Consider the following 25304-nt stretch of genomic DNA (forward strand, 5'->3'; position numbering starts at 1 on the left):
GGCCCATTCGTTTGCGTAGCGGTGTGGCTCAGCGGGGCGCCATGCGAATGGCGCCGTCCAAGCGGATGACCTCGCCGTTGAGCATCGGGTTCTCGACGATGTGCACGGCCAGGGCGCCGTACTCGTCGGGATCGCCCAGCCGGGCCGGGTGCGGCACCTGCTTGCCCAGCGAGGCCTGCGCCTCCTCGGGCAGCGAGCCCAGCAGCGGGGTCTTGAACAGCCCCGGCGCGATGGTCACCACCCGGATGAGCTCGCGGGCCAGGTCGCGGGCGATGGGCAGCGTCATGCCCACCACGCCGCCCTTGGACGCCGAGTAGGCGGCCTGTCCGATCTGGCCCTCGAACGCCGCGACCGAGGCGGTGTTGATGATGACGCCGCGCTCCGGGCTTGTTCCGGGCCCGATCGGCTCGCTCTTGGCGATCCGCTCGGCGGCCAGCCGCAGCACGTTGAAGGTGCCGATCAGGTTCACCCCGACCACCTTCTTGAACGCGTCCAGCGGGAACGGGCCGTCCTTGGACAGCGTCTTGATGGCGTTGCCGATGCCGGCGCAGTTGACGTTGATGCGCAGCGGTCCCATCGACTCCGCGGTGTCCAGCGCCTTGCCGACGGCGGCCTCGTCGGTGACGTCGGCCTGCACGAACCGCGCCCGGTCCCCCAGCTCGCGAACCGTGTCTTCGCCGCGCAGGTCGATGACCACCACCTGCGCGCCGCGGTCGAGCAGGCGTTTGGTGGTGGCCAGACCCAGACCGGAGGCACCCCCGGTGACGACGGCGACGGCGTCCTTGATCTCCATGCGAGTCCTTCCTGAATTCCCTTCGAATCCCGAGCCCTAGCCAGCCAACTGGTTGGTCGGGACTATACCCACTCGTCGAGTATGGCCGTCGCGTCGGTCAGCGGCGCCGCGGGGCGCGGCGTCTCCGGGGCGGTGCGGGAGAACCGCGGCGCCGGCAGCGGCTGCAGTCCCCCGTCCACCTCGTAGAAGGTGTTGCGCTCGGTGATGTGCGGCTCGGTCTGCACCTCGCCGAAGGCCAGCACCGGCGTCACGCAGGCGTCGGAGTCGGCGAACACCTTGGCCCAGTGGTCGCGGTCGCGGCTGGCGAACTTCTCGGTCAGCGCGGCGCGCAGCTCGGGCCAGCGGCTGACGTCGTTCTGCCCGGGCAGGTCGGCACCGTCCAGGCCCAGCCCGGCCAGCATCGCCGCGTAGAACTGCGGCTCGATGGCGCCGACCGCGACGTAGCGCCCGTCGGCGCACTCGTAGGTGTCGTAGTAGGGAGCGCCGCCGTCGAGCAGGTTGGTGCCGCGCGCGTCGGTCCACATCCCCGAGGCCCGCATCTGCCACATCATCTGGACCAGCACGCTGGAGCCGTCCACCATGGCGGCGTCGACGATTTGGCCCTTGCCGGAGCTCTGCCGCTCCCACAGTGCGGACAGGATGCCGAGCAGCAGGAACATCGAGCCGCCGCCGAAGTCGCCGACCAGGTTCAGCGGCGGGACGGGGCGTTCGTTCGCCCGGCCGATGGCGTGCAGGATGCCGTTCAGCGAGATGTAGTTGATGTCGTGGCCGGCCTGCTGGCTGCGCGGGCCGGTCTGACCCCAGCCGGTCATCCGGGCGTAGATCAGCCGGTCGTTGACCTTGGCGCAGTCCTGCGGGCCCAGGCCGAGCCGCTCGGTGACGCCCGGGCGGTAGCCCTCGATCAGCACGTCGGCCTTGGCGACCAGTTTGAGCACCAGCTCGCGCCCCTGGTCGGATTTCAGGTCGGCGGTGACGATGCGGCGATTGCGGCTCATGGCGTCCTTGACGACACCGCCGGGGGCGCCGGATGGCCGGTCGATGCGCACCACGTCGGCGCCCAGGTCCCCCAGGATCATCGCGGCGTGCGGGCCCGGCCCAATGCCGGACAACTCGACAACACGCAGTCCCTGCAACGGTCCAGCCATGATCCATCGACCTTTCGTCCGCTCTGACGCCGTCGACCGTTCGCCTCTAACAACCGGTCGATCGACATCTTCGCAGCCGTGCCGAAAGCCCGCGCACCCCGGTCACTTATGGTGAGCCCATGCCTTCATCCGCGATCGCCACCCTCGCCCCCGTCGCAGGCCTCGACGTCACGCTGTCCGACGGCGTGTTCTCGGTGACCATCAACCGGCCCGACAGCCTGAATTCCCTGACCGTTCCGGTGATCACCGGCATCGCCGACGCGATGGAGTACGCGGCCACCGACCCCGAGGTCAAGGTGGTGCGGATCGGCGGGGCGGGCCGCGGCTTCAGCTCCGGGGCGGGCATCAGCGCCGACGACGTCTCCGGCGGCGGCGGCGTCCCGCCGGACGAGATCATCCTGGAGATCAATCGGCTGGTGCGGGCGATCGCCGCGCTGCCCCACCCGGTGGTCGCCGTCGTGCAGGGCCCGGCGGCCGGCGTCGGCGTCTCCATCGCGTTGGCCTGCGACGTCGTATTGGCTTCGGAGAACGCGTTTTTCATGCTTGCCTTCACCAAGATCGGGTTGATGCCCGACGGCGGCGCGTCGGCGTTGGTGGCCGCCGCGGTGGGCCGGATCCGGGCCATGCAGATGGCGCTGCTGCCCGAACGCCTGCCGGCCGCCGAGGCGTTGTCCTGGGGGCTGGTCACCGCGGTCTACCCGGCCGACGAGTTCGAGGCCGAGGTGGACAAGGTGATCGCACGGTTGCTCAGCGGTCCGGCCGTCGCGTTCGCCAAGACCAAGCTGGCGATCAACGCGGCCACGCTCACTCAGCTGGACCCGGCCCTGCAGCGTGAATTCGACGGACAGTCGGTGCTGCTGAAGTCCGCCGACTTCGTCGAGGGCGCCACCGCCTTCCAGCAGCGGCGCACCCCCAACTTCACCGATCGCTGAATCCCGTTGCGCCGCAACGGCGCAACGGATTGGTCAGAGCCCGAACACGGGCGGCAGTGCCAGCACCATGATCAGGCCCCACCCGCAGTGCGTCAGAACCGGCGCCAGCACGCCGCCGCTGGCCCGGCGTTCCAGCGCGCACACCGTACCGAGGATGACCGCGGCGAATCCGAGCATCGGGTTGCCGGCGGCCATGGTCGCCGCCGTGTACAGCAGGGTCGAGATCAGCACCGGGTGATACCGGCCCAGCGCGGTGTACAGCGCGCCGCGGAAGAACAGTTCCTCGGCGATGCCGTTGATCACCGTGATCGCCACCACCAGCGGTAACCATCCGTGGTGGGCGAACAGCAGCACCCGGGTGATCAACGCGGACACGGCCGGGATTTCCCGGGCGATCAGCCCGCCCACCACGAATGCGCCGCCCAGCAACAGCCCGACGGTCGTCCCGGTGATGACGGGGCGTTGGTTGCGGCCCCGCCAGCAGATGCCGCCCAGGTGCAGCGGGCCGGAGCTCAGCGCCCCGACGGTCCACACCGCCGCCAGGCCCAGCGTCAGCCAGTAGAAGCTGGTCTCGCCCGGATGGCGGCGCAACGAGTAGCCCAGCACCGCGGCCCCGAGCACCAGGGTGATCGCCACGACGACGCGTCGGCGCCGGACGATGGCCGGCGGTTCATTGTGGGGCACGGCAACATTGGTGATGGCGCGGCGCAGCTCGGCGAAGACGCTGGTGTGGTACGGGCTCGTTGACTGGCTCATGCGGGACGCACCTTCGGGGTCAGAGCGATCAGGATGTCGAGGCCGGTGCGAACCGCTCCGGCCACCGGACCGGGGACCTTGTTCACCAGCCCCAGGGTCGGCCGTGCGATGGCAGGGGTGACCCGCCCGGCGAGCTGGCGGATGCGCCGCGCGTCGCCGCCGGCCCACCCGGGATCGGTGTCGGCGAGGTGGTGCGGATCGGCCAGCGCGTTGACCGGCCGGGGCCGCCGGTACGACCGGTCGTCCAGCGCCCGGGCGATGGCGTCGTCGACGCCGAGCAGCCCGCCGGGCGGGTCGGGGACCCGCTGCCGCAGATCGCTGCCGGAGGCCACCATCGGGTGGTCCAGCGACTCGACCAGGTCGCCGGCCAGCCCCGGCGGCACCGGCAGCGCGACGCCGGTGACCAGTGACGCCAGCCCGGTGTCCACCCGACCCACCGGCAGCCCGGTATGCCACCGGCCGGACAGCCGCGCGTAGGTCTTGAGCAGCCGCCGGTAGGACGTGGTGTCGGGGCCGGAGATGTCGTAGGCGCCGGCGGGCACCAGGTCACGGTCGGCGGCGGCGAGCAGGTAGTGCAGCACGTCGCGGATGGAGATGGGGTCGATGGGGTTGTCCATCCAGCTCGGTATCGGCATGAGCGGGAAGCGATCTCCCACATACCGCATCATCTCGAACGACGTCGAGCCGGCGCCGATGATCATCGCGGCGCCCAGCCACACCAGCTCCGGGCCGTCCGGCACCGCGAGCGCCTCGGCCACCTCGGCCCGGCTGGTCAGATGCTCGGACAGCACCTCCCCGGCGGGCACGAAGCCGCCCAGGTAGACGATGCGCCGCACCCCGGCGTCCTTGGCCGCGGCGGCGAGGTTGGCGGCCGCGGCCTTGTCGGCGTCGCGGAAACCGGGCTGGCCGATGGCGTGCACCAGGTAATACACCACGTCGACCGGGCCGCATCCGGCGAACGCCGACCGCAGCGACGCCGGATCGGCCGCGTCGAGAGGCACCGGGGTGATCTCGTCGAACCAGCCGAAATGCTTGAGCCGCAACGGGTTTCGGGTCGCGGCCAAGACGTCGTGCCCACCCGCCAGCAGCGCCGTGACCAGCCGCGATCCCACGTAGCCGGTGGCGCCGGTGACCAGAACCCGCATAACCCCCGACCCTAGCCCAGCCCGGCGACGGGCCGGAGTTCCCACCGCGTACGGAGGCGGGGTTCCCACCGCGTACGTAGGCGGGGTTCCCACCGCGCGCGTAGGCGGGGTTCCCACCGCGTCCGTAACGTCAGGGCGATTTTCGGGTCGAATTCCCGCCGTGGCGTTACGGGCGCGGCGAGGCGAGGCGCGTTTGAACCATCGGCGCGGCCCCGTCGTCACCGGTACATGGATCAAAGGGGGAGCCGCGATTTCGTCGGCACGAGCACAGTTTCAGGGGAGATCGTGGGGGAAAGTCCGTCGATCACCGGTGTTGCGGTCAAGTTTCCGCCCAACCGCTACACGCAGAGCGAAGCCATCCGGGCGCTGACCGACATTGCCGGCCCGGAGTTTCGGCGTTTCGCGCACAGCAGCGGAGTCGAGTTCCGCAACACCGCGTTGCGGCTGCCGCGCTACCGCGAGCTGAGCGGCTTCAGCGAGGCCAACGACGCCTACCTCGAGGTCGCGCTCGACCTCGGCGAGCAGGCGCTGGTGGCGGCGCTGGACCGGGCCAAGGTCAAGCCGTCGGAGGTCGACATCGTCTTCTCGACGACGGTCACCGGGCTGGCCGTACCGACGTTGGAGGCGCGGCTGGCCACGCGGGTGGGGCTGCGGCCTGATGTCAAGCGCGTCCCGCTGTTCGGCCTGGGCTGCGTGGCCGGTGCGGCCGGAGTGGCGCGCATGCACGACTACCTGCGCGCATTCCCCGACCAGACGGCCGCGCTGCTGGCGGTCGAACTGTGCTCGCTGACCATCCAGCGGCACGACACCTCGATCGCCAACCTGGTCGCCACCAGCCTTTTCGGCGACGGGGCGGCCGCGGTGATCACCGAGGGCGCCCGCCGGGCCGGCGCCGAACACACCGGCCCGCGCATCCTGGCGACCCGCAGCCGGATCTATCCGGACACCGAGGAAGTCATGGGCTGGAAGATCGGCGGCGACGGGTTCCGGATCGTGTTGTCCGCCGACGTCGCCAACATCGCCGAGAAGTACCTGGGCGAGGACGTCCGTGACTTCCTCGCCGACCACGGGTTGGCGCCTCGCGACGTGACGACGTGGGTGTGCCACCCGGGCGGGCCCCGGGTGATCGAGGCCGTCGAGAGCGTCTTGGACCTGCCCGCCGACGCACTCGACCACACACGAAACTCGTTGCGCGAGAACGGGAATCTTTCCTCGGTATCAGTGCTGGACGTGCTCGCGGCCAACCTGGCCGATCCGCCGGCCCCCGGCTCGATCGGCCTGATGATCGCGATGGGCCCGGCGTTCTGCTCCGAGCTGGTGCTGCTGGCCTTCTAGGACTGGTAAAGACTGTAGCCATGTATTACCTGCTGGTGCTGGCGGTCGGGCTGGAGCGGGTCGCCGAGCTGCTGGTGTCCACCCGGAACGCGCGCTGGTCGTTTACCCAGGGCGGCAAGGAGTTTGGCCGCTCCCACTACCCGGTAATGGTGTTCATCCACACCGCGCTGCTGGCCGGCTGCCTGGTGGAACCGTGGGCGCTGCACCGGCCGTTCCTCGGCTGGCTGGGCTGGCCGATGCTGGCGGTGGTGGCGGCCAGCCAGGGGCTGCGCTGGTGGTGCATCACCACCTTGGGCCGACGGTGGAACACCCGGGTCATCGTGTTGCCGCAGGCCCCGCTGGTGCGCGACGGCCCCTACCGTTGGTTGCACCATCCGAACTATGTTGCAGTGGTGGCCGAAGGGTTGGCGTTGCCGTTGGTACACACGGCGTGGCTCACCGCGGCGGTGTTCACGCTGGCCAACGCCGCGCTGCTGAGAGTGCGTCTGCGGGTGGAGAATTCGGCCTTGGGTTACACGTGAACGACCGCGCCGGCGACGATGCGAAGCGACGCGAGGAGGAGCGGCGCTGATGGCTTACGACGCGGACCTGTTGGTCGTCGGCGGCGGTCCGGGCGGGTTGGCCACGGCGTTACACGCTCGCCGCCTTGGGCTTTCGGTGATCGTGGCCGAGCCGCGCGAGGCGCCCACCGACAAGGCGTGCGGCGAGGGCCTGATGCCGGGCGGGCTGGCCGCGCTGACCGCGCTGGGTGTGGACCCGGCCGGCATGCCCTTCCAGGGCATCGCCTACCTGAGCGAGCACCGGCGGGCCCAGGCCCGGTTTCGTGACGGGCCCGGCCGCGGAGTGCGTCGCACCACGTTGCACGCCGCACTGGCCGCGCGCGCCAAAGAGCAAGACACCGAATGGATCCGGGCGCGGGTGAGCAGCGTCGCGCAGGATGCGCACGGCGTGTCGGCCGCCGGTGTGCGCGCGAGGTGGTTGGTGGCGGCCGACGGGCTGCACTCGACCGTGCGGCGCGCCGTCGGCATCGCGGCGACGGCCGGGACGCCGCGGCGCTACGGCGTGCGCTGGCACTACCGGGTGCCGGCGTGGTCGGAATTCGTCGAGGTGCACTGGTCGCGCTGGGGTGAGGCGTATGTGACGCCGGTCGAACCGGACCTGGTCGGCGTGGCGATACTCTCGCGCGGACGTCCCGACCTGGGCTGGTTCCCGGGGCTGGCCGCGCGACTACCCGCCGCCGATCGTGGCCGGCCGCGCGGCTGCGGCCCGTTGCGGCAGGTGGTTTCCCGCCGCGTCGCCGGGCGCGTCCTGCTGGTCGGCGACGCGGCCGGCTATGAGGATGCGCTGACCGGCGAGGGCATCAGCCTGGCGGTCAAGCAGGCCGCCGCGGCGGTCCGGGCCATCGTCGACGAGAGGCCGGCGTCATATGAAGCCGCGTGGCACCAGATCACCCGCGACTATCGGCTGCTCACCCGCACGCTGGTGCTGGCCAGCACACCGCGGGCGGTGCGCCGCGCCATCGTGCCGGCCGGCGCGCTGTTGCCCGGCGCGTTCCGCGCCGGGGTGAACATCCTGGCCCGCTAGGGCGTGGGTTCAGCGCGCCTGCCAGACCGGCTCCCGCTTCTCGGCGAACGCCCGCGGGCCCTCCTTGGCGTCCTCCGACTTGAGCAGGACCCGCATCTCGCGCATGGTGCGGTCCCAGCCGGGTTCGTCGCCGACCACCACGCCGTCGTCGACGCCGTAGGCGATCCGCTTGCTGGCCTGCACCGACAGCGGGGCGTTCACGGTGATCGCCGAGGCCAGCGCCAGCGCGGCGTCCAGCACAGAGCCGGCCTCGACCACCTCGTTGATCAGGCCCCAGTCGCGGGCGGCGGCCGCGGACAGCGGCTCGCCGGTCAGCAGCAGCCGCATCGCCACCTTGCGGGGCAGCTGCTCGGCGATCCGGAACACCCCACCGGCGGCGGCGATCAGGCCGCGCTTGACCTCCGGCAGCCCGAACTGGGCCCGCTCGTCGGCCACCACCAGGTCGCTGGCCAGCGCCAGCTCGGTGCCCCCGCCCAGGGCGGTGCCGTTGACCGCCGCGATGGTGGGCTTGTCGATGAAGTGACGCACGTAGCCGGCGAAGCCCCATTCGGGATGGTCAGGGTGATACAGGTTCTCCCGCCGCGCGATGGCCTTGAGGTCGGCCCCGGCGCAGAACGACTTGTCGCCCGCGCCGGTGAGCACCACCGCCCGCACCTCGGGGTCGTGTTGCGCCTCTTCGAGCGCATCCCCGACGCCGATGCTGACCGCGGCGTTGACCGCGTTGCGGGCTTCCGGCCGGTTGATGGTTATCACCATCACGTTGCCCCGGCGTTCGGCCAGGGCCCCCGGCGCGTCGGTCACAACAGTTCCACGATGGTGGCGTTGGCCTGCCCGCCGCCCTCGCACATGGTCTGCAGGCCGTAGCGAATTCCCTTGTCCCGCATGTGATACAGCAGCGTGGTCATGATCCGGGCGCCCGAGCCGCCGAGCGGGTGGCCCAACGCGATCGCCCCGCCGTTGGGGTTGAGCTTCTTCTCGTCGGCGCCGATGTCCTTGAGCCACGCCATCGGGACCGGAGCGAAGGCCTCGTTGACCTCGTAGACGCCGATGTCGTCGATGGACAGGCCGGACTTCTTGAGCACCTTCTGCGTCGCCGGGATGGGCGCGGTCAGCATGATCACCGGGTCGGCCCCGGCCAGCGTCGCGGTGTGCACCTTCGCGATTGGCTTGAGCCCCAACTCCTTTGCCTTCTCCGCGGACATGAAGAGGATGGCCGCCGAACCGTCGGAGATCTGCGAGGAGTTGCCGGCGTGAATCACGCCGTCCTCCTTGAACGCCGGCTTCAGCGAGGCCATCTTCTCCATCGGGGTGCCGCGCCGGATGCCCTCGTCCTTCAAGACGACATTGCCGTCCTGGTCCTTGATGCCCACGATCTGGTCGTCGAATGCGCCGGAATCCTGTGCGGCCGCGGCCTTTTCGTGCGACGCCAGGGAGAATTCGTCGAGCGCGGTGCGGTCGAAGCCCCACTTCTCGGCGATCATCTCCGCACCGATGCCCTGGTTCGGGATCTGGCCCTGGTAGCGGTCCAGGAAGGCCTGGGGGTAGGGCCGCCCGCCGTTGGCCAGCGACGCGCCCATCGGGGTGCGCGACATCGACTCGACGCCGCCGGCGACGACGACGTCGTAGTGCCCGGCGATCACGCCCGCCGCCGCGAAGTGGATGGACTGCTGGCTCGACCCGCACTGCCGGTCGACGGTCACGCCCGGCACGGTCTCGGGCCAGCCGGCGGTCAGCAGCGCGGTGCGGCCGATGTCGAGGGCCTGTTCGCCGGCCTGCATGACGCAGCCCCAGATGACGTCGTCGACGATGCCCGGGTCGACGCCGGCCTTGTCGACCAGGCCGTTGAGCACCTGCGCGGAAAGCTCGGCCGGATGCACCCCCGACAACCCGCCGTTGCGCTTGCCGATCGGTGAGCGCACTGCCTCGACGATGACGGCTTCAGCCATGGTCTTGTCTCCTTTGACACGTGGACTTCGAGAAGAGTGAGTCTTGCCTCGATTGTCGACCAAGGGGTTGGCAGGTCGGAGGGCGGGGTCGCTCGGCGCCGGGGGCATGGCCACATCGGCCACATGCGCACCAGCGGGTGACGATGACACCCCGCGCGAATCCGCCAGCGCATGTGCTGGCGCATTCGGCCGGGGACGCATGGACCACTCACCCGATCGGGCGGAACCGCCCGACGCGCGGCGGCGGGGCGACGCAGACCCGACTGAACAAAGATTAGGTCATCCGGCGACGGCGTCACCGGCGGCGACCGGACATGCGCCCGCGCAGCACGTCCAGGCCCGGCCCATTGAGCAGGCGCGGCCCGGCCGCCAACGGCAGTCAGCCCCAAGCCCGGCGCACATCGTCGAAGGCGTTGCGTGGCAGCGCTTTACGTGGCACCAGGCATCGGACGGCTAGCCGGCCGGATAGGCGACCGACTTGATCTCGGTGTACTGGTCGAATCCGGCCACACCGTTCTGGCGCCCGACCCCGCTGTACTTGTAGCCACCGAACGGGGTGTCGGCGCCGTAGGGCGCGCCGCCGTTGACGCCCATGAAGCCGGCCCGAATCCGGCGCGCCACCGAAAGCGAGCGCTCCAGCGAGCCCGACATCACGTTGCCGGCCAGGCCGTACCTGCTGTCGTTGGCGATCCGGATGGCGTCCTCCTCGTCGTCGAACGGGATGACGCACAACACCGGTCCAAAGATCTCCTCCTGGGCGATCGTCATCGAGTTGTCGACGTCGGTGAAAAGCGTTGGCCGCACGTAGTATCCCTTGTCGAAACCGGTGGGCGCGTCGGGCCCGCCGACCAGTGCGGTGGCGCCCTCTTCGACCCCCTTGCGGATGTAGCCCATCACGCGGTCGCGCTGCACCTGCGAAATGACCGGGCCGCAAAGGGTTCCGGGGTCCTGCGGGTCGCCGCAAGTGACGTTCTCGTAGATGCCCTTGAGGATCGCCACCCCCTCGTCGTAGCGGGACCGCGGCAGCAGCATCCGGGTGGGGTTGGCGCAGCCCTGCCCGGCGTGCATACACGGCGCGATCCCGATCGCGCAGGCCATCCCGAAATCGGCGTCCTCCAGGACGATCGTGGCCGACTTGCCGCCCAGCTCCAGGAACAGCCGCTTCATGGTCGCCGCGCCCTTTTCCATGATCCGCTGCCCGACCACCGTCGACCCGGTGAACGAGATCAGATCGACCTTGGGCGAGAGCGTGAGCTCTTCTCCCACAAAGTGATCCGAGGCGGTGACGACATTCACCACGCCCGCCGGGATGTCGGTCTTCTCGGCGATCAGCCGGCCCAGCCGGGTGGCGTTGAACGGGGTGTTCGGCGCCGGCTTGAGCACAACGGTGTTGCCGGTGCCCAGCGCCTGGCCGAGCTTGTTGAGGGTGACCTCGAACGGGAAGTTCCACGGCACGATGGCGCCGACCACGCCCACCGGCTCACGCCAGACCTTGCGGGTGGTCAGCGTGCCGGTCAGGCTGATCACCTTGTCGCCCAGGTCGGTCTCCCAGGCGTACTCGTCGATCAATCGCGCGGGATATTTGAGCCCGTCTTCCAGCGGGGCGTCCAGCTGGGGCCCGAACGTGATGGCCCGCGGCGAACCCACCTCGAGGATGAGCTCCTCGCGCAGCTCCTCCTTCTCCGACTCGATCGCCTCGTGCAGCTGCAGCAGGCAGCGCTTGCGCAGCTCCCGGTTGGTCGACCAGTCCGTCTCGTCGAAGGCCCGCCGGGCGGCGTCGATGGCCCGGTGCATGTCCTCCTTCGAGGCGTCGGCGACCTCGCCGAGCGGCTCCTCGGTGGCGGGGTTGATGTTGGTGAAGGTTCCGGCCTGCCCGTCGACGAGCTTGCCGTCGATCATCATCTTCGGCTCGAAGCGGACCTTTACAGCCTCAGTCATATCTGTCACTCTCTTCTGGGTCGCGGAGGGGCTACGGAGAGCCTTACCGGAAACTAGCCGATTGGCAAGCTGCGGCCGCCGCCGGGCTGGTTATTGCGGGTCGAACAGCACCGGGACCGACGTCGGCGACCGGAACACCTGGCCCCGGATGTGGGGATCGTCGGCGTCGGGGTCCAGCCGAAGGTTCGGCAGCCGGTCCAGCAGCAGGTTGACGGCGGTGCGCATCTCCAGGCGGGCCAGATGCATGCCCAGGCAGACGTGCACGCCGTGCCCCCAGCCCAGATGACTTTTGGGCGCGCGGAAGATGTCGAACCTGTCCGGGTCGGGGTAGCGGTCCTCCTGCCGGTTGGCGGCGCCCAGCATCGGCATCACCGTGGAGCCGGCCGGGATCGGCACCCCGCCGAGTTCGGTGTCGCGGGTGGCCACCCGGGTGATGGTCAGCAGCGGGGGCTCCCAGCGCACGCCCTCCTCGATGGCCTGCGGCAGCAGCGAGCGGTCCCCGCGGATGGCATCCAACTGCTCCGGATCGGACAGCAGCGCGAGCAGCAGGCTGCCCAGTGCCCGGTACGTCGTCTCCACCCCGGCCGGCAGCAGCAGCCGCAGGAAGGAGTAGATCTCCTCGTCTTCCAGCTTCTCGCCGTCGATCTCGGCCTGGGCCAGCCCGCTGATCAGATCGTCCTTGGGCTCTGCGCGCCGCGCCGCCAGGATCGGCGCGAAGTAGTCGCACAGCGCGGCCGAGGCGGCAAGCCCGCGTTCCGGATTCAGGATCCAGCTCAGCAACGAGATGGACCACCGCTGAAACTGCGGGTAGTCCTGCTCGGGCAGGCCCAGCAGGCCCGCGATGATCCGGCTGGGATAGTCGAAGGTGAACTCCTTGACCAGATCGGCCTTGCCGTTGCCGGCGAACCTGTCGATCAGGCTGTTGCCCACCCGCCCGACCAGCTCGTCCTGCCAGCGCGCCAATGCCTTCTGCGAGAACGCCTTTGACACCAGCGACCGCAGCCGTCCGTGCACCGGCTCGTCCATACCCAGCATCACGCGCTCGCCCAGCACCGGCCCGAACGCCGCGATGACGGCGGCCGACGAGAACGTCTCGTTGTCGCGCAGCATCTGCTGGGCGTCCTCGTGGCGGTAGACGATGAACACCGGCTTGGATTCCTCGTGCGGCATGCCCGAGGTGTCCAATCGCTGAATCGGCTCCTCGCGGCGCAGCCGGGCCAATTCGGTGTACGGGTCGCGCACGTCCCCGGAGACCGCGTCGTCGAAGGCGCCGAAGTCTTCCAGGTCGTCGAAAAGTTGCTCCATGATTACCCCTCTTGATCCCCTTGACGTGCCGCGCTTTTCGGTGACGAGAACCGCCCGGCCAGCGCGGCCAGGCGCTGCAACACCGGCTGCGGAAGCACCCGCGCCACCAACACCATGGCCCGCTGGCCGTGCGTCAGCGGCCACGCCCCGTCCCGCATCGATCCCTGACGCGGTATGCCCAGCACCAACCGCGACAGGTGGTGCATGCCCGACGCTGGCAGGATCCTGTTGGCGGCCAACAACACCGACGCGTCGGGGCCGACCCCGCGGCGGCGGAACGGCGCCCGGTCGTCGAGCGCCTTGCACAGGCCGTCGGTGAACCGCTCGGGCCGCCGGGCGAAACTGACCGCCAAGCGCCCGCGGGTGTTCATGGTGGTGTGCAGGCGGGCATAGGGGCCGCTGAAGTTGCGGTCGTCGGTGGTGCCGGCGTCGGTGATGATCTCGGTGTCATAGGTGCCGGCCACCAGCACCGTCACCCCCAAACCGAACGGCGCGATCTCGCCCGCCAGCGATTCGCCCCACCGTTCCAGCGCCCCCTTGGCCGCCGAGTACGGCGCGGTGCCGGGCTGGCCGCGAACCCCGGCCGCGCTGGACACCAGGACGATCCGCCCCCGCCCGGCGGCCCGCATGGACGGCAACAGGGCCTGGGTGAGCGCAACCGGGCCCAGCACGCTGGTGGCGAACATCCGCTGCCACAACGCCGTATCGGTCTCCTCCACCATTCCGGCGGCCGAGATCCCGGCGTTGTGCACTATCGCATACGGTGCGCCCACGGCTTCCTCGATGGCCTTGGCGGCCGCGGCGACCGACGCGCTGTCGGTCAGATCGAGCTGTACGCCGATCAACCGGTCGTCGTCGGGGTCCTGCCCGGTGCCGTCCCGAATGGCCCGGCGCAACAGGGGCATTCCCTGATCCGGTGTTCGCATGGCGGCGACCACCCGCCACCCTTCGCGATACATCCGCAGCGCGGAGGCGAACCCCAGTCCGCGGGATGCGCCGGTGATGACGACGCTGCGCGGCTCAGCCATGCCCGACCGCGGTGGTCGCGCAGGCGCCCGCACCGGGTGGTGGCGGCTGCACGTCGGGGCGGCCGTGGGGTTGCCCGCTCATCCAGGTCGACCAGATGCCGACCGAGTATGGGCCCTGCGCGCCGGACTTCTCGTAAAAACCCTGTGGGTCATAGACTTTGGCTTCCGGATACGGCCAGGGGCAGGCGACGGAGGTCGCCGCCTTGGTGGCCTTGATGACGGCGAACCACGCCCCGTAGGCGAAGTAGGACACGTTGATGATGACGAACATCACCAGGAAGGTGCCGAGCACCGGCCGCGCCGGGAAGAGTTTGGCTTTGGCGGCCAGCTTTTCGGCCACCGATTTGCCGGTGTCGTCGCGATAGCACAGGATCGCGGCCGGGACCATCACGAAGGTCACCGAGAACGACTCCCAGATCAGCGGGAACTGGAAGGTGGTGCCGGTGAATACCGAACCCCAGGGGATGACCTGTGAATAGATGTACATGCCCATGTGGACCAGCTGGATCTCCAGCCAGGCGTCGAAGACGAAACCGATCGCGCAGGTCAGCACGCCCAGGCTGACCAGCGGGTGCCGCGCGAAGAACGACTGCGGGCCGTACTTGGCCTGAAGCCTGCGCAGAATCCACACCGCCGGGAAGTACGGTCCGAAATAGAAAGTCACATAACCGAATACGACGAACGGCTCCACAGTCGGCGACAACGACACCAACGGCCAGGATTCCGGCCAGTGGATCAGGTCGGGGTTGTACACCGCGAACGGCGCCCAGTTCATGATCGGGTCCTGCCACACGATCAGGGTGGTGCACAGGAACATCAGCATCGCCGGGCTGCCCGGGTTGCGGCGCCATCCCCTGACGAAGACCGCCACCAACACGATCAGCATGACCACGGTGGAGATCTGGATGAACGTCATGTAATCCAGGCCGAAGATGAACTTCACCGGGCGCGGACGGCCCTGCACGTTCGGATTGGCCACCCGCGGATCCAGCGCGACGCGGCAGTTCGCGATGAAGAAGAGCGCGAACGCCGCCAAGCCGGCGCCGGCCACCCAGCCGCCCCAGCCGCGTGTGCCGGTTCGCCGCGCACCCGATTCCTGTTGTGCCGCAGGCGAAGTGGTCTGTTTAGTGGACATCAGGTCAAGCTTCCTCTCCGAAACGATCGACCAGATGCGAGTTGACGCCGTCCGCGTCGAGGGTTCTGGCCACCAGATACCCGGCGCCCATCCAGGCGCGTCGCGTCCACTTGCCGAACGACACCCGGGTGCCGGGCGCACCGGAGGCCGCCGGCATCATCTTCACCCGCTCCAGCGCCTCCTTGACCCCGCGCGGGCTGAGCGGATGCGCATCGGCGAAGGCCCGCACCAGGGTGGCGGCGACGTCGCAGTTGACCACCGGCACGCAATATTCCGGCCGCCGGCCCCCGTACTTTGCGGCGTACCGGTCGAGGAAGTCCTGTCCGATCCGGTTGTCCTCGTCGTATTGGTCGACGCCGACCCAGCCCATGAAGGCGTTCCACATGATCGGGTTGACCCAGGCGTTCTGGAAGGCGGTGGTGGTGAAGCGCGGCGGATCCCAATCGACCGCCTGCAGTGCCGGATTGATGAACACGATGCCGAACCCGAAACCCAGGTGCACGATCGCTTCGGACTTGGCGTCGTGCAGCGTGCGCACGGCCTCGTTGATGTCCTGCGCGGTTTGCGCGATGGCCGCCTCGGCGACGATGCGAATGCCCTTGCGCCGGCAGGCGCTGCGCAGGTTCTTCAGGTAGCTTTCGCCGATCAGGTTCTGCTCGACGAGCACTCCGATCTCGGAAAGTCCGCGCTTGGCAACGAGATCCGCGATGAAGATCGGCTCGTCGGTCATCGACCCCTGCGGGAAGGAGAAGGTCCATTCACCCAGCCAGTCGTCGGTGCCGGTGACGCTGAGCGCCGGCACCTTGAACCGCTCTTCGATCGCCTCGCGGGTGGGCACGCAGTTGTCGGTGATGTGCGGCCCGAACACCACCAGGCAGCCCTCGTCGACGAGTTCGCCGAAGGCGTCGATGACCGCTTTGACCGATCCTTTGGGCAGGCCCTCCACCTCGCGGTAGATCATCTGGACCGCTCGGTCCAGCACGCCCTGCTCGGCGGCCTCGGCGAAGACGAGGTCGAAACAGCGGGTGAAGTCGGCCTTCATCTCCTCGGGGAACCCCGGCGGCAGGGCGAAGTCCATCAGATAGCCGACCTTGATCGGCTCAGCGCTGCTTTCGTAGGACATCTGACCTCCCAAGGACAAATTCGCGCGCACCGGTCTGTAAACCTAATATTTGTTCAGACCCTAGCCGGGGCGGTATGCAGCGTCAATCATCGGACCCGAGCGAACCGCCCGACCCGAAGTAGATGCCGATCATCTCGCCCAGGGCCTTGCCCACCGCCACGTCGTCGGTCAACGGCCCGGCGATGGCGGCCCGGGCCGCCTCGGGCAGGCTCAGGCCCTCGGCAACCAGCCTGCCCGCCGCGATCAGCACCCGCGTCGACGCGACCTCGCGCAACCCGGCGGTTTCCAGCCGGCGGATGGCCTGCCCGAACCGGACCAGCTCGGCCGCGGTGGCGGCGTCCACGCCCGCCTCGTGCGCGACGATCCCCTCCTCGACATCGGCTGCGGGGAAATCGAATTCGATGGCGACCATGCGCTGGCGCGTCGAATCCTTGAGATCCTTCAGCACGCTCTGATAGCCGGGGTTGTAGGACACCACCAGCCCGAAGCCGGGCGCGGCGTCCAGCGTGATGCCGAGTCGCTCGATGGGCAGCTGCCGGCGGTGGTCGGCCAGCGGGTGCAGCACCACGGTGGTGTCCTGGCGGGCCTCCACCACCTCGTCGAGGTAGCAGATCGCCCCCTCCCGCACCGCCCGGGTCAGCGGGCCGTCCACCCACACGGTCTCGTCGCCGCGCAGCAGGTAGCGGCCCACCAGGTCGGCGGTGGTCAGGTCGTCGTGGCAGGCGACGGTGATCAGCGGCCGGCCCAGGTCGTAGGCCATCGCTTCGACGAACCGGGTCTTCCCGCAGCCCGTCGGGCCCTTGAGGACGAGCGCCAGGCCCTGCCGGTACGCGGCCTTGAAGACGGCCTCCTCGCTTCCGACCGCCCGGTAGTACGGGCGCGCCTCGGCGGCGTGGACGTATGCAAGTCCGGACTGGTCGACCATGGCTTCCCTTCTGTTAGCCGGCGCCCACGTGCGCCGATGTGTGCGGCCGGCGGGATGTCGCGGTACCGGCACGCGCGTTCGCGGCGGTGCGGCGGCGGACCTCCGCCGCGCGCAGGGCCGAGCGGAACAGCGGACCGATCACCCCGGCCAGCTGATCGGGGCGCGCGATCGTCGCGTGCGCGGTAGTGCCGAATACCCGGCGCAGGGACTGCACGTCGGTCCCCGCGCCGACGGTCAGGCACACGCAGCCGGTCCCCCGCCGGCGCGCCTCGGTCAGCGCCCGGCGCGCATCCGCGGCACCGTAGGCCCGCTCGTATCCGTGGTCGTAGGCCAGCCCGTCGGACAGCACCACCAACAGCCGTCGCGACGTGCCGCCGCGCGCCTCCAAGATCGCCGAGCCGTGCCGGATGGCCGCGCCCAGCCGGGAGTACGCGCCGGGCTCGAGGCTGTTGAGCCGCCTGATCACCTGGGCGTTGAGCTGGTCGTCGAACCGCTTCACCGGCACCATGCTCACCGCGCGCCGGCCCTGCGAGTAGTAGGCGTACAGGGCGACCCGATCCCCCAAATCATGAAGCGCCACAGCGAGATCGGCGACCGCTGCGCGCTGCTGCTCATGCACGGTGCGCCCGACGGTGCCCGGCTCGGCCGCCGACCCCGACACGTCGAGGAGCAGCAGCACCGACAGGTCGCGGCGGCGCCGCAGGCTGTCCAGGTACACCGCCTCGTCGGGCACCGACCCGGCCCGTACCTCGACCCGTGCCTCCACCGCGGCGTCGATGTCGATGTCGTCGCCCTGCGGCTGCCGGTGCCGCCGGTGCAGACCCATGCCCAGTCGCGCGAGCGGGCGGCGCACCGCGATGGCGTCGTCGACGGCCAGCGTGGCCCGCGCCGTGATGGCCGGCTCGACCTCGCGCACGGTGCACCAGGCGGGCCGGTAACTCCCGCGCGCCACGTCCCATTCCGGATACCGCACCCCGTCGGCGGGATCCTCGTCGTTCCCCACGTCGGCGGGGGCCGACGCCAGCGAGGCGACGGCGTAGGCACCGCGCTTTCCGGAATCGGTGCGATGCGTGGGGCTGTCCGCGCCCGGCGGCCCGCCGCCGGTGCCGGTCTTGCGCGCCGACGACAGCAGCTTCTTCAGCCACTTGCCGAGGGCGCCGCCCCCGCCGACCGGGCTGGTGAACAGGTCCGGGTCGTCCGAGTCGTCGACCGCCGCGTCGTCGAGCTCCGCGAGGTCGGCGGCCCCGTCGCGCCGCGGGACGTGCGCGGGTGCCGCCTTGTCGTCGGGCTGGTCCGGCCGGGCGGCCCGCCCGCATGCGGCAAGCACCTTCCCCGCCCGGATCACCCCGAATTCCGGCGCCGGGTCGGGCAGCGCCACCCGTGCGGCGGCCAGCGCCAGCGACGCCCGCGGGGAATCGCTGCGGCCGGCGACGCCACGGTCGCCCAGGGACGCCAACACGCGGGGCAGCACCGGCGCGTTGGCCACCAGCGCGCGGTGGCCTTCGACGGTCAGGTAGCGCTGGGCCAGCTTGCGGTGCCGCAGCAACCGGCCCACGACGTCGGGGCGCAGGCTGCCGGCGGCGATCATCGACGCCTGCACCGCTAGGGATTTGAGCGCCCCGGGCGCGCCGGCGTCGACGTAGATCGTCTGGCCGTCGGTCCACGCCGGCTCCCCCGGTGGCAGCCCGGCGACCGCGACGGCCCGGCCCGCGAGCGCGGAGGCGAGCATGCCCAGGGCTTGCCACTGGTCGGCACAGGCGTCATCCCCCATGCTCAACCTCCGACTTGTTGACCAAATATCTGTTCCAACCGTAGAGTCCGGCTGCACGGCAGTCAATGAGTCGGGAGCACATGATGATTGAGTTCACCGTCGGGTGGCGCCGTGTCACCGACGGCCGCTCGCGGCGTCGCGTCATTGACCTCGAATCCGCCCCGACGTAGTGTCCGGCAAAATGGATTTCTGCTATCCCGCGGAAGTGGAACGGTTCCGCACCGAGCTGCGTGACTGGCTGTCGGACAACCTGACCGACGAGCTGGTGAAAGCACGCCGCGCCGGCGGCCGTGACGACGCCGCGTTCGAGATGCTGCGGGCGTGGAACCAGACGATGGCCGACGCGGGATGGGCCGCGGTGTCCTGGCCGCGCGAATACGGTGGTCGCGGCGCGACGGTGCTCGAGCAGCTGGTCTACACCGAGGAGACCACCCGGGCGCGAGCTCCCTTGCCGCTCAACGTCATTGGCTTGAACAACATCGCGCCGGCGATCATGCAGTACGGCACCGAGGCGCAGAAGCAGCGGCTGCTGCCGCGCATGATGCGCGCCGACGACATCTGGTGCCAGGGCATGTCGGAACCCGATGCCGGGTCCGATCTCGCGGCGCTGCGCACCCGTGCGGTGCGCCACGGTGACGACTTCGTAGTCACCGGGCAGAAGATGTGGACCTCGCTGGGCCACCGCGCCGACTGGTGCCAGCTTTATGTGCGCACCGATCCGGATGCGCCCAAGCACAAGGGGATCTCGTGCCTGATCGTCGACATGACGCTGCCCGGCATCGAGGCCCGTCCGCTGGTCACGCTGGGCGGCGACGCCGATTTCGCCGAGGTCTTCTTCCACGACGTGCGGGTGCCGGCGGACGCGTTGCTCGGCCCGCTCAATGCGGGCTGGCAGGTGGCCACCACCACGCTGAGCCACGAACGGGCCGGGGCCGCCCGGTTGTACGCAGAGATGCAGGTGCGGCTGGAAGAGCTGGTGGACGATCTGGCCGCCGCGGGCACCGGCGCGCTGGACGACCCGGTCACGCTGCGGCGCCTCGGCGAACTCGCGGTGCGGATCAAATATCTGGAAGTGCTGTGCCAGCGGTCGATTTCGGCCACCCTGCACGGCGGGTCGGAACTGGTGGCGCTGGGGTCGGCCAGCCTGGCCAAAACGGTGTGGGGCGAGATCGGGCAGGACCTGGCCGCGCTGGCGTTCGACGTGCTGGGCTCCCGCGACGACGGGCTGGCGTGGGCGAACTACCGGCTGACGTCGCGCTCGCTGACCATCGCGGGCGGCACCACGCAGATCAACAAGAACATCACCGCCCAACGGGTGCTGGGGTTGCCGCGCCAATGAACCTCGAACTCACCGACGAACAGGTGGCGCTGCGCGACACCACGCGGCGCTTCCTCGCCGAGAAGGCCCCGATCGCACACCACGTGCGCCGGCTGCTCGACGACCCGACCGGGATCGAGCCGGCGGTATGGCGCGGCCTGGCCGACCTGGGCTGCACCGGGCTGCTGGTGCCCGAACAACACGGCGGGGCGGGCATGACGATGGTCGAGGCCGGGATCGTGGCCGAAGAGCTTGGCGCCGCGCTGTATCCGGGTCCGTGGTTGTCGACGGCGGTGGCGGCCCCGCGGGCACTGATCCGACTGTGCCCCGGCGGCGACACCGCCGCCGGGCTGCTGCGCGGCATCGCCGACGGGACCACCCACGTCGCCGTCTGCTTCCTGGACACCCCGCCCATGGCCGCCACCCGAGAGGGCGAGACCACGGTGCTGCACGGGCAGGCCCGCGCCGTGCCCGATGCCGCGGCCGCCGACGTCCTGCTGACTCTGGCCGAAGATGCCGGGGACACAGCGCTTTTCGCGGTGAACACCGGATCGGCCGGGGTTGCGGTCAGGCCCGAACACCACATCGACCCGACCCACAAACAGTCGCGGGTCACCTTCGACGCGGCCCCCGCGCGGCGGCTGGCGACGGCGTCGGCGGACGACGTGGCGGCGGTGGTTGACGACGTGCTGATCACCGCGTGCGCCGACGCGCTCGGCGCCGCCCGCGCCGTCATGGACCTCGCCGTCGAATATGCCAAGACCCGAACGCAATTCGGTCAGCCGATCGGGTCGTTCCAGGCCGTCCAGCATCTGTGCGTGGACATGTACGAGACCGTCGAGTTGGCCCGCAGCGGGGTGATCCACGCCCTGTGGGTTAGCGACGCGCCCGACGGCGATGAGCGGCATCTGGCCGCGCTGCGGGCGAAGGCGTTCGCCGGGCGACTGGCCGGCGTGGCCGACACCGCTATCCAGGTCTTCGGCGGCATCGGCTACACCTGGGAGCACGACGCCCACCTCTATCTCAAGCGGTTGCTGGGCTACAGCGCGTTTCTCGGCGGACCCGACCGCTACCTCACCGAAGTCGGTGCGCGCCTTGCCAAGAGAGGCAGTCCGTGATGAATGTCGAGTACCTGCTCACCGCCACGCCGTCGGCGCGCAAGTCGCTGGACCTGGACGCCCCGGTCGACCCCGGCGACATCCGCGAGTGCCTGCGCATCGGCCTGCAGGCCGCGAACGGGTCGAACGCGCAGTCGTGGCGCTGGCTGGTGGTCAGCGATCCGGCGCTGCGCGCCCGGATCGCCGAGCTGTATCGCGACGCCTATCTGCGGCGGGTCGGCGGACGGTTGCTCGCCGGCCTGATGCCCGCCGGAACACCCGAGAGCCGCATCATGTCGTCGACGGAGTGGCTGGTCGAGAACCTGGCCAGGGTGCCCATGCTGGTAATCCCTTGCTACGAGCCTTACTTGCCGCGCATCGACGGCGACGAATCCTTCCACCTGGCCACGCTGTACGGCTCGATCTTCCCGCCGGTGTGGAACTTTCAGCTGGCCCTGCACACCCGGGGATACGGGACGTGCATCACCACGCTGCATCTGCATCACGAAGACGAAGTCGCACAGCTGCTCGGCATTCCGCCGACCTACGTCCAGGGCTGTCTGCTGCCGGTGGGCCGGCTGCGGGCCGGGCGCACCTTCCGGCCCGCGCGGCGGCGGCCGATCCAGGAAGTGATCGCCTGCGACCGTTGGGACGGGCCGCCGCTCTAGGATGGGATTTCGGCGGCTTGTGCAGCGCATTCACCGGGTCCGGTCTGATAGCCTCTAACAAAGATTTGGTTCGGCGGAAAGAGGACGAATGCGTATGGTCACGCACCCGCAGTCGTCCGGATCTGCACACCGCTGACCATGGCGAAAGCCGAGTCGCTCCGAGCCGGCAGCACCGCCGATTCCCCGACGCGCCGAGCCGAGATCCTGGCCACCGCCGCGTCCCTGATCGCGTCCTCGGGCCTGCGAACGTCGTTGCAGGAGATCGCCGATGCCGCCGGCATCCTTCCCGGCAGCCTCTATCACCACTTCGAGTCCAAAGAGGCCATCCTCGTCGAGCTGATCCGCCGCTACCAAGACGACCTGGAGCGGATCGGCCGGGCCGCCCAGGCCAGGTTGGACGAACCCGACTCGCGTCCGGTCCCCGAGCAGATCATCGAGCTCGGCTCGGCGATCGCCAACTGCGCCGTCGAGCACCGCGCCGCCCTGCAGATGTCGTTCTACGAGGGGCCGGGCACCGACCCGGAGCTGACCAAGCTGACCCGGCAGCGGCCGGTGGCCATCCAGGAGGCGATGCTGCAGACGCTGCGCGCCGGCCGGTGGAGCGGCTACATCAAACCCGACATCGACCTGCCCACGCTGGCCGACCGCATCTGCCAAACCATGCTGCAGGTCGGTCTCGACGTCATGCGGCACACCGCATCCGCCGACCAGGTCGCCGAACTGCTGTGCCGAATCATCTTGCAGGGCTTGGCAAGCCGGCCGCCCAGCGACGCCGCGCTGGACCGGTCGAAGGCATTCGCCGCCGCCAACGGGGTGATCGAAACCTGGTCCGACGACAGCGACGCCGATCCCGGTGACAAGGCGGCGCTGGTGCGCGCGGTGGCACGCGCCGAATTCGGCCGCCGCGGTTATGAAGTCACCACCATCAGGGACATCGCGGCGGCGGCCGGCCTGGGCACCGGAACGGTGTATCGGGTGATCGGGTCCAAGGACGAGCTGCTGGACTCGATCATGCGCTCCTTCGGCAAGAAGGTGGAGGCGGGATGGGTCAGCGTGCTGCGCTCCGACGCCACACCCACCGAGAAGCTGGACGCGTTGAGCTGGGTCAACGTCAACGCGCTGGACCAGTTCTCCGACGAATTCCGGATCCAGCTCGCCTGGATGCGGCTCTCTCCCCCGACGGCCAACCCGGGCTGGTCCTACGCCACCCGCCTGCGGCAGATGAAATCGCTGCTCTCCGAAGGGCTCCGGACGGGTGAGATCGCCATCGCCGCGCCGTCCACCGCGATGCTGGCGCGCTGCCTGATCGCCCTGCAGTGGATACCGGAGAACATCCTCGCCGAGATCGGCAAACGCCCAGCTCTGCTGCATGTCCGCGACACCGTTTTGCGTGGCGTGGCGGTCCGCGGCGCCGCCGTCGACAACTAGGTCGACAACCCGGTCGATATCTAGGTATTGAAACCAAATAACCGTTCCCCATACAGTTGGGCAATTAGAATCGGGTTGGCGATTAACGAGAAGGGGATTTCCATGACGATTGTCGATCGGCTGCGCTACGACGGCAAGCGCGCGCTGGTGGTCGGTGGTGCGACCGGCATGGGCGCCGCGGCGGCCAAATCCGCGGCCGAACTGGGCGCCGAGGTCATCGTGCTGGACTACGCCCCGGTGACCTACGACGTCGCCAAGTCCATCCAGGTCGACCTGCGCGATCCCGCGTCCATCGACGCCGCGCTCGAGCAGCTCGACGGCCCGGTGCACGCGGTGTTCTCGGCCGCCGGCATCGCCGAGGGCACCACCGACCTGATGGCGATCAACTTCCTCGGACACCGCTACCTGATCGAGCGGCTGCTGGAACGCAACCAGCTGCCGTCGGGCTCGGCGATCTGCTTCATCTCCTCGGTCGCGGGCATGGGGTGGGAGAACGACCTGGACCTGCTGAACGAGTTCCTGGCCACCCCGGACTTCGCGACGGCGCAGGAATGGGTCAAGGCGCACGAGCCGGAAGGCATCATCCACTACGGGTTCTCCAAGAAGGTCGTCAACGCCTACGTGGCAACCCAGGGCTATCCGCTGCTGAAGAAGGGCATCCGGATCAACGCGATCTGCCCCGGTCCCACCGACACCCCGCTGGCCCAGGCCAACGCCGACCTGTGGCTCACCTTCGCCCAGGACTACCGCGACGAGACCGGGTCCAAGGTGCACACGCCCGAACAGATGGGTGATGTGATGGCGTTCCTCAACAGCGCCGCCGCCTTCGGCATCAACGGGATCACGCTGCTGGTCGACTACGGCCACACCATGGCGTCGCTGACCGGCGCCTACCCGCCGGGCAAGCCGATCATCGACATCATCATGGGCCGCGTGAAGCTCTGACCGGGCCGGCGTAGCGTCGGCTGTCATGGCACGAGTCGTGATCGTCGGCGGCCACGGCAAGGTCGCGTTGCAGCTGTCCGCCATCCTGACGCAGCGCGGCGACGCGGTGACTTCGCTGTTCCGCAATCCCGATCACGCCGACGACGTCGCCGCCACCGGCGCCAAGCCGGTGGTGGCCGACATCGAGCGGCTGGACACCGACGCGCTGGCCGGCCTGCTGGCCGGGCACGACGCCGTGGTCTTCTCCGCGGGGGCCGGCGGCGGCAACCCGGCCCGCACGTATGCCGTCGACCGCGACGCGGCGATCCGGGTGGTCGACGCCGCCGCCCGGTCGGGAGTGAAACGGTTCGTGATGGTGTCCTACTTCGGCGCCGGCCCCGATCATGGTGTGCCCCAAGACGATCCGTTCTTTCCCTACGCGGAGTCCAAGGCCGCGGCCGACGCCCACCTGCGGGCCAGCGACCTGGACTGGACGATCCTGGGGCCGGGCCGGCTCACCCTGGACCCGCCCACCGGCCGCATCGCCGTCGGGCGCGGCAAGGGCGAGGTCTCGCGCGCCGACGTCGCGAGCGTCGCCGCCGCCGCCCTCGCCGACGACTCGACGATCCGGCGCACCATCGACTTCAACAACGGTGACGTGCCGATCGCCGTCGCACTGGCCGGCTGAGCCCGCCCGGCGGCGGGGTAAGCTGCGCTACGCAGCTGGTCTGCTCGCGTCGCAACCGCGCCGTGAGCATCGAGCGAAGCAACGTTAGTAACGCTTCGTAAGAGGGAACCCGGTGAGAATCCGGGACTGTCCCGCAACGGTATGCAGGAACGACCGCCGTCACCAGCACTGGTCGCAAGACTGGGAAGCGACGGCCACTAGGAACTGCCCGGCTCCTCGGCGGCCCTTCGGGACCGCATCGTCGGCCGGGCACGCACCACCCGGTGCGCGCCTGCGAGTCCGGAGACCTGCCAGCTGTGCCGGGCGCGCCGCGTCCGGCG

23 protein-coding genes and 1 riboswitch are annotated in these 25304 nt (G+C 69.8%); of the genes, 10 read left to right on the forward strand and 13 right to left on the reverse strand.

Annotated elements, in window-relative coordinates:
* Positions 1-28: 28 nt before the first annotated feature.
* Together NF20_RS13480 and NF20_RS13485 are read right to left on the reverse strand one after the other, a co-directional pair.
* Positions 29-793, reverse strand: a complete 765-nt coding sequence (locus tag NF20_RS13480; RefSeq protein ID WP_033710983.1) for a 3-hydroxyacyl-CoA dehydrogenase — start codon at positions 791-793, stop codon at positions 29-31.
* Positions 794-855: 62 nt separating this feature from the next.
* A complete protein-coding gene (locus NF20_RS13485; RefSeq protein ID WP_033710984.1) occupies positions 856-1938 on the reverse strand; it encodes a CaiB/BaiF CoA transferase family protein in 1083 nt (360 codons plus the stop codon).
* Between the two features lie 119 nt (positions 1939-2057).
* Between NF20_RS13485 and NF20_RS13490 the strand changes: the two genes are divergently transcribed.
* Positions 2058-2870, forward strand: a complete 813-nt coding sequence (locus NF20_RS13490; protein ID WP_033710986.1) for an enoyl-CoA hydratase — start codon at positions 2058-2060, stop codon at positions 2868-2870.
* A 33-nt stretch (positions 2871-2903) separates the two neighbouring features.
* On the opposite strand, the gene NF20_RS13495 is transcribed toward NF20_RS13490, so the two are convergent.
* Both NF20_RS13495 and NF20_RS13500 read right to left on the reverse strand, forming a co-directional pair.
* Positions 2904-3626 carry a CPBP family intramembrane glutamic endopeptidase gene (locus tag NF20_RS13495; protein ID WP_033710987.1) on the reverse strand — a complete coding sequence of 241 codons (723 nt, stop codon included), beginning with the start codon at positions 3624-3626 and terminating at the stop codon, positions 2904-2906.
* The gene (locus NF20_RS13500) at positions 3623-4771 is read right to left on the reverse strand and encodes an NAD(P)H-binding protein (protein ID WP_033710988.1); all 1149 of its coding nucleotides are present in this window, start codon (positions 4769-4771) and stop codon (positions 3623-3625) included. Before NF20_RS13500 ends, NF20_RS13495 begins: the two co-directional genes overlap by 4 nt.
* A gap of 285 nt (positions 4772-5056) precedes the next feature.
* Here NF20_RS13500 and NF20_RS13505 point away from each other — a divergent pair, with 285 nt between their 5' ends.
* From NF20_RS13505 to NF20_RS13515, 3 genes are read left to right on the forward strand one after another with little or no spacing between them, the layout of a single operon-like run.
* Positions 5057-6106 (forward strand): type III polyketide synthase, encoded by a 1050-nt coding sequence (locus NF20_RS13505; protein WP_011724049.1) that lies wholly within the window; start codon positions 5057-5059, stop codon positions 6104-6106.
* A gap of 20 nt (positions 6107-6126) precedes the next feature.
* Positions 6127-6627 carry an isoprenylcysteine carboxyl methyltransferase family protein gene (locus NF20_RS13510; RefSeq protein WP_011724048.1) on the forward strand — a complete coding sequence of 167 codons (501 nt, stop codon included), beginning with the start codon at positions 6127-6129 and terminating at the stop codon, positions 6625-6627.
* A gap of 46 nt (positions 6628-6673) precedes the next feature.
* Positions 6674-7690: an NAD(P)/FAD-dependent oxidoreductase gene (locus tag NF20_RS13515; protein ID WP_155947442.1), complete on the forward strand. Its 1017-nt coding sequence runs from the start codon at positions 6674-6676 to the stop codon at positions 7688-7690.
* Between the two features lie 9 nt (positions 7691-7699).
* Here the strand turns inward: NF20_RS13515 and NF20_RS13520 are convergent, their stop codons facing one another.
* The 9 genes from NF20_RS13520 to NF20_RS13560 all read right to left on the reverse strand — a co-directional run bounded on the left by NF20_RS13520 (position 7700) and on the right by NF20_RS13560 (position 18861).
* Positions 7700-8491 carry a crotonase/enoyl-CoA hydratase family protein gene (locus NF20_RS13520; protein ID WP_033710991.1) on the reverse strand — a complete coding sequence of 264 codons (792 nt, stop codon included), beginning with the start codon at positions 8489-8491 and terminating at the stop codon, positions 7700-7702.
* A complete protein-coding gene (locus NF20_RS13525) occupies positions 8488-9636 on the reverse strand; it encodes a thiolase family protein (protein WP_003878513.1) in 1149 nt (382 codons plus the stop codon). The genes NF20_RS13520 and NF20_RS13525 overlap by 4 nt, the downstream gene beginning before the upstream one ends.
* A gap of 453 nt (positions 9637-10089) precedes the next feature.
* Positions 10090-11574 (reverse strand): aldehyde dehydrogenase family protein, encoded by a 1485-nt coding sequence (locus NF20_RS13530; protein ID WP_023861242.1) that lies wholly within the window; start codon positions 11572-11574, stop codon positions 10090-10092.
* A gap of 90 nt (positions 11575-11664) precedes the next feature.
* A complete protein-coding gene (locus NF20_RS13535) occupies positions 11665-12879 on the reverse strand; it encodes a cytochrome P450 (RefSeq protein WP_033710992.1) in 1215 nt (404 codons plus the stop codon).
* 2 nt (positions 12880-12881) lie between these two features.
* Positions 12882-13907, reverse strand: coding sequence for an SDR family oxidoreductase (locus NF20_RS13540; protein ID WP_033710993.1), 1026 nt, complete (start codon positions 13905-13907; stop codon positions 12882-12884).
* Positions 13900-15042 carry a spirocyclase AveC family protein gene (locus NF20_RS13545; protein ID WP_033710995.1) on the reverse strand — a complete coding sequence of 381 codons (1143 nt, stop codon included), beginning with the start codon at positions 15040-15042 and terminating at the stop codon, positions 13900-13902. The genes NF20_RS13540 and NF20_RS13545 overlap by 8 nt, the downstream gene beginning before the upstream one ends.
* 4 nt (positions 15043-15046) lie before the next feature.
* Complete coding sequence (locus tag NF20_RS13550) at positions 15047-16165, reverse strand: ABC transporter substrate-binding protein (RefSeq protein WP_033710996.1); 1119 nt, start codon at positions 16163-16165, stop codon at positions 15047-15049.
* Between the two features lie 82 nt (positions 16166-16247).
* Positions 16248-17090 (reverse strand): CbbQ/NirQ/NorQ/GpvN family protein, encoded by an 843-nt coding sequence (locus tag NF20_RS13555; RefSeq protein WP_031348639.1) that lies wholly within the window; start codon positions 17088-17090, stop codon positions 16248-16250.
* 13 nt (positions 17091-17103) lie between these two features.
* Positions 17104-18861 (reverse strand): nitric oxide reductase activation protein NorD, encoded by a 1758-nt coding sequence (locus tag NF20_RS13560; protein ID WP_033710997.1) that lies wholly within the window; start codon positions 18859-18861, stop codon positions 17104-17106.
* 181 nt (positions 18862-19042) lie between these two features.
* Here NF20_RS13560 and NF20_RS13565 point away from each other — a divergent pair, with 181 nt between their 5' ends.
* The 6 genes from NF20_RS13565 to NF20_RS13590 all read left to right on the forward strand — a co-directional run bounded on the left by NF20_RS13565 (position 19043) and on the right by NF20_RS13590 (position 24984).
* The gene (locus NF20_RS13565) at positions 19043-20200 is read left to right on the forward strand and encodes an acyl-CoA dehydrogenase family protein (RefSeq protein ID WP_033711004.1); all 1158 of its coding nucleotides are present in this window, start codon (positions 19043-19045) and stop codon (positions 20198-20200) included.
* Positions 20197-21297, forward strand: a complete 1101-nt coding sequence (locus NF20_RS13570; protein ID WP_033710998.1) for an acyl-CoA dehydrogenase family protein — start codon at positions 20197-20199, stop codon at positions 21295-21297. The genes NF20_RS13565 and NF20_RS13570 overlap by 4 nt, the downstream gene beginning before the upstream one ends.
* The gene (locus NF20_RS13575; RefSeq protein WP_023868531.1) at positions 21297-21944 is read left to right on the forward strand and encodes a nitroreductase family protein; all 648 of its coding nucleotides are present in this window, start codon (positions 21297-21299) and stop codon (positions 21942-21944) included. The genes NF20_RS13570 and NF20_RS13575 overlap by 1 nt, the downstream gene beginning before the upstream one ends.
* 138 nt (positions 21945-22082) lie before the next feature.
* Complete coding sequence (locus NF20_RS13580; protein ID WP_019732334.1) at positions 22083-23372, forward strand: TetR/AcrR family transcriptional regulator; 1290 nt, start codon at positions 22083-22085, stop codon at positions 23370-23372.
* Positions 23373-23474: 102 nt separating this feature from the next.
* Positions 23475-24317: an SDR family oxidoreductase gene (locus NF20_RS13585; RefSeq protein WP_009975421.1), complete on the forward strand. Its 843-nt coding sequence runs from the start codon at positions 23475-23477 to the stop codon at positions 24315-24317.
* A 25-nt stretch (positions 24318-24342) separates the two neighbouring features.
* Complete coding sequence (locus tag NF20_RS13590; RefSeq protein WP_031347736.1) at positions 24343-24984, forward strand: SDR family oxidoreductase; 642 nt, start codon at positions 24343-24345, stop codon at positions 24982-24984.
* Between the two features lie 68 nt (positions 24985-25052).
* Positions 25053-25294, forward strand: a riboswitch (cobalamin riboswitch).
* Positions 25295-25304: the final 10 nt, after the last annotated feature.

This window comes from Mycobacterium sp. MAC_080597_8934, assembly GCF_000523975.1.
GTDB classification, from domain to species: Bacteria; Actinomycetota; Actinomycetes; order Mycobacteriales; family Mycobacteriaceae; genus Mycobacterium; species Mycobacterium avium.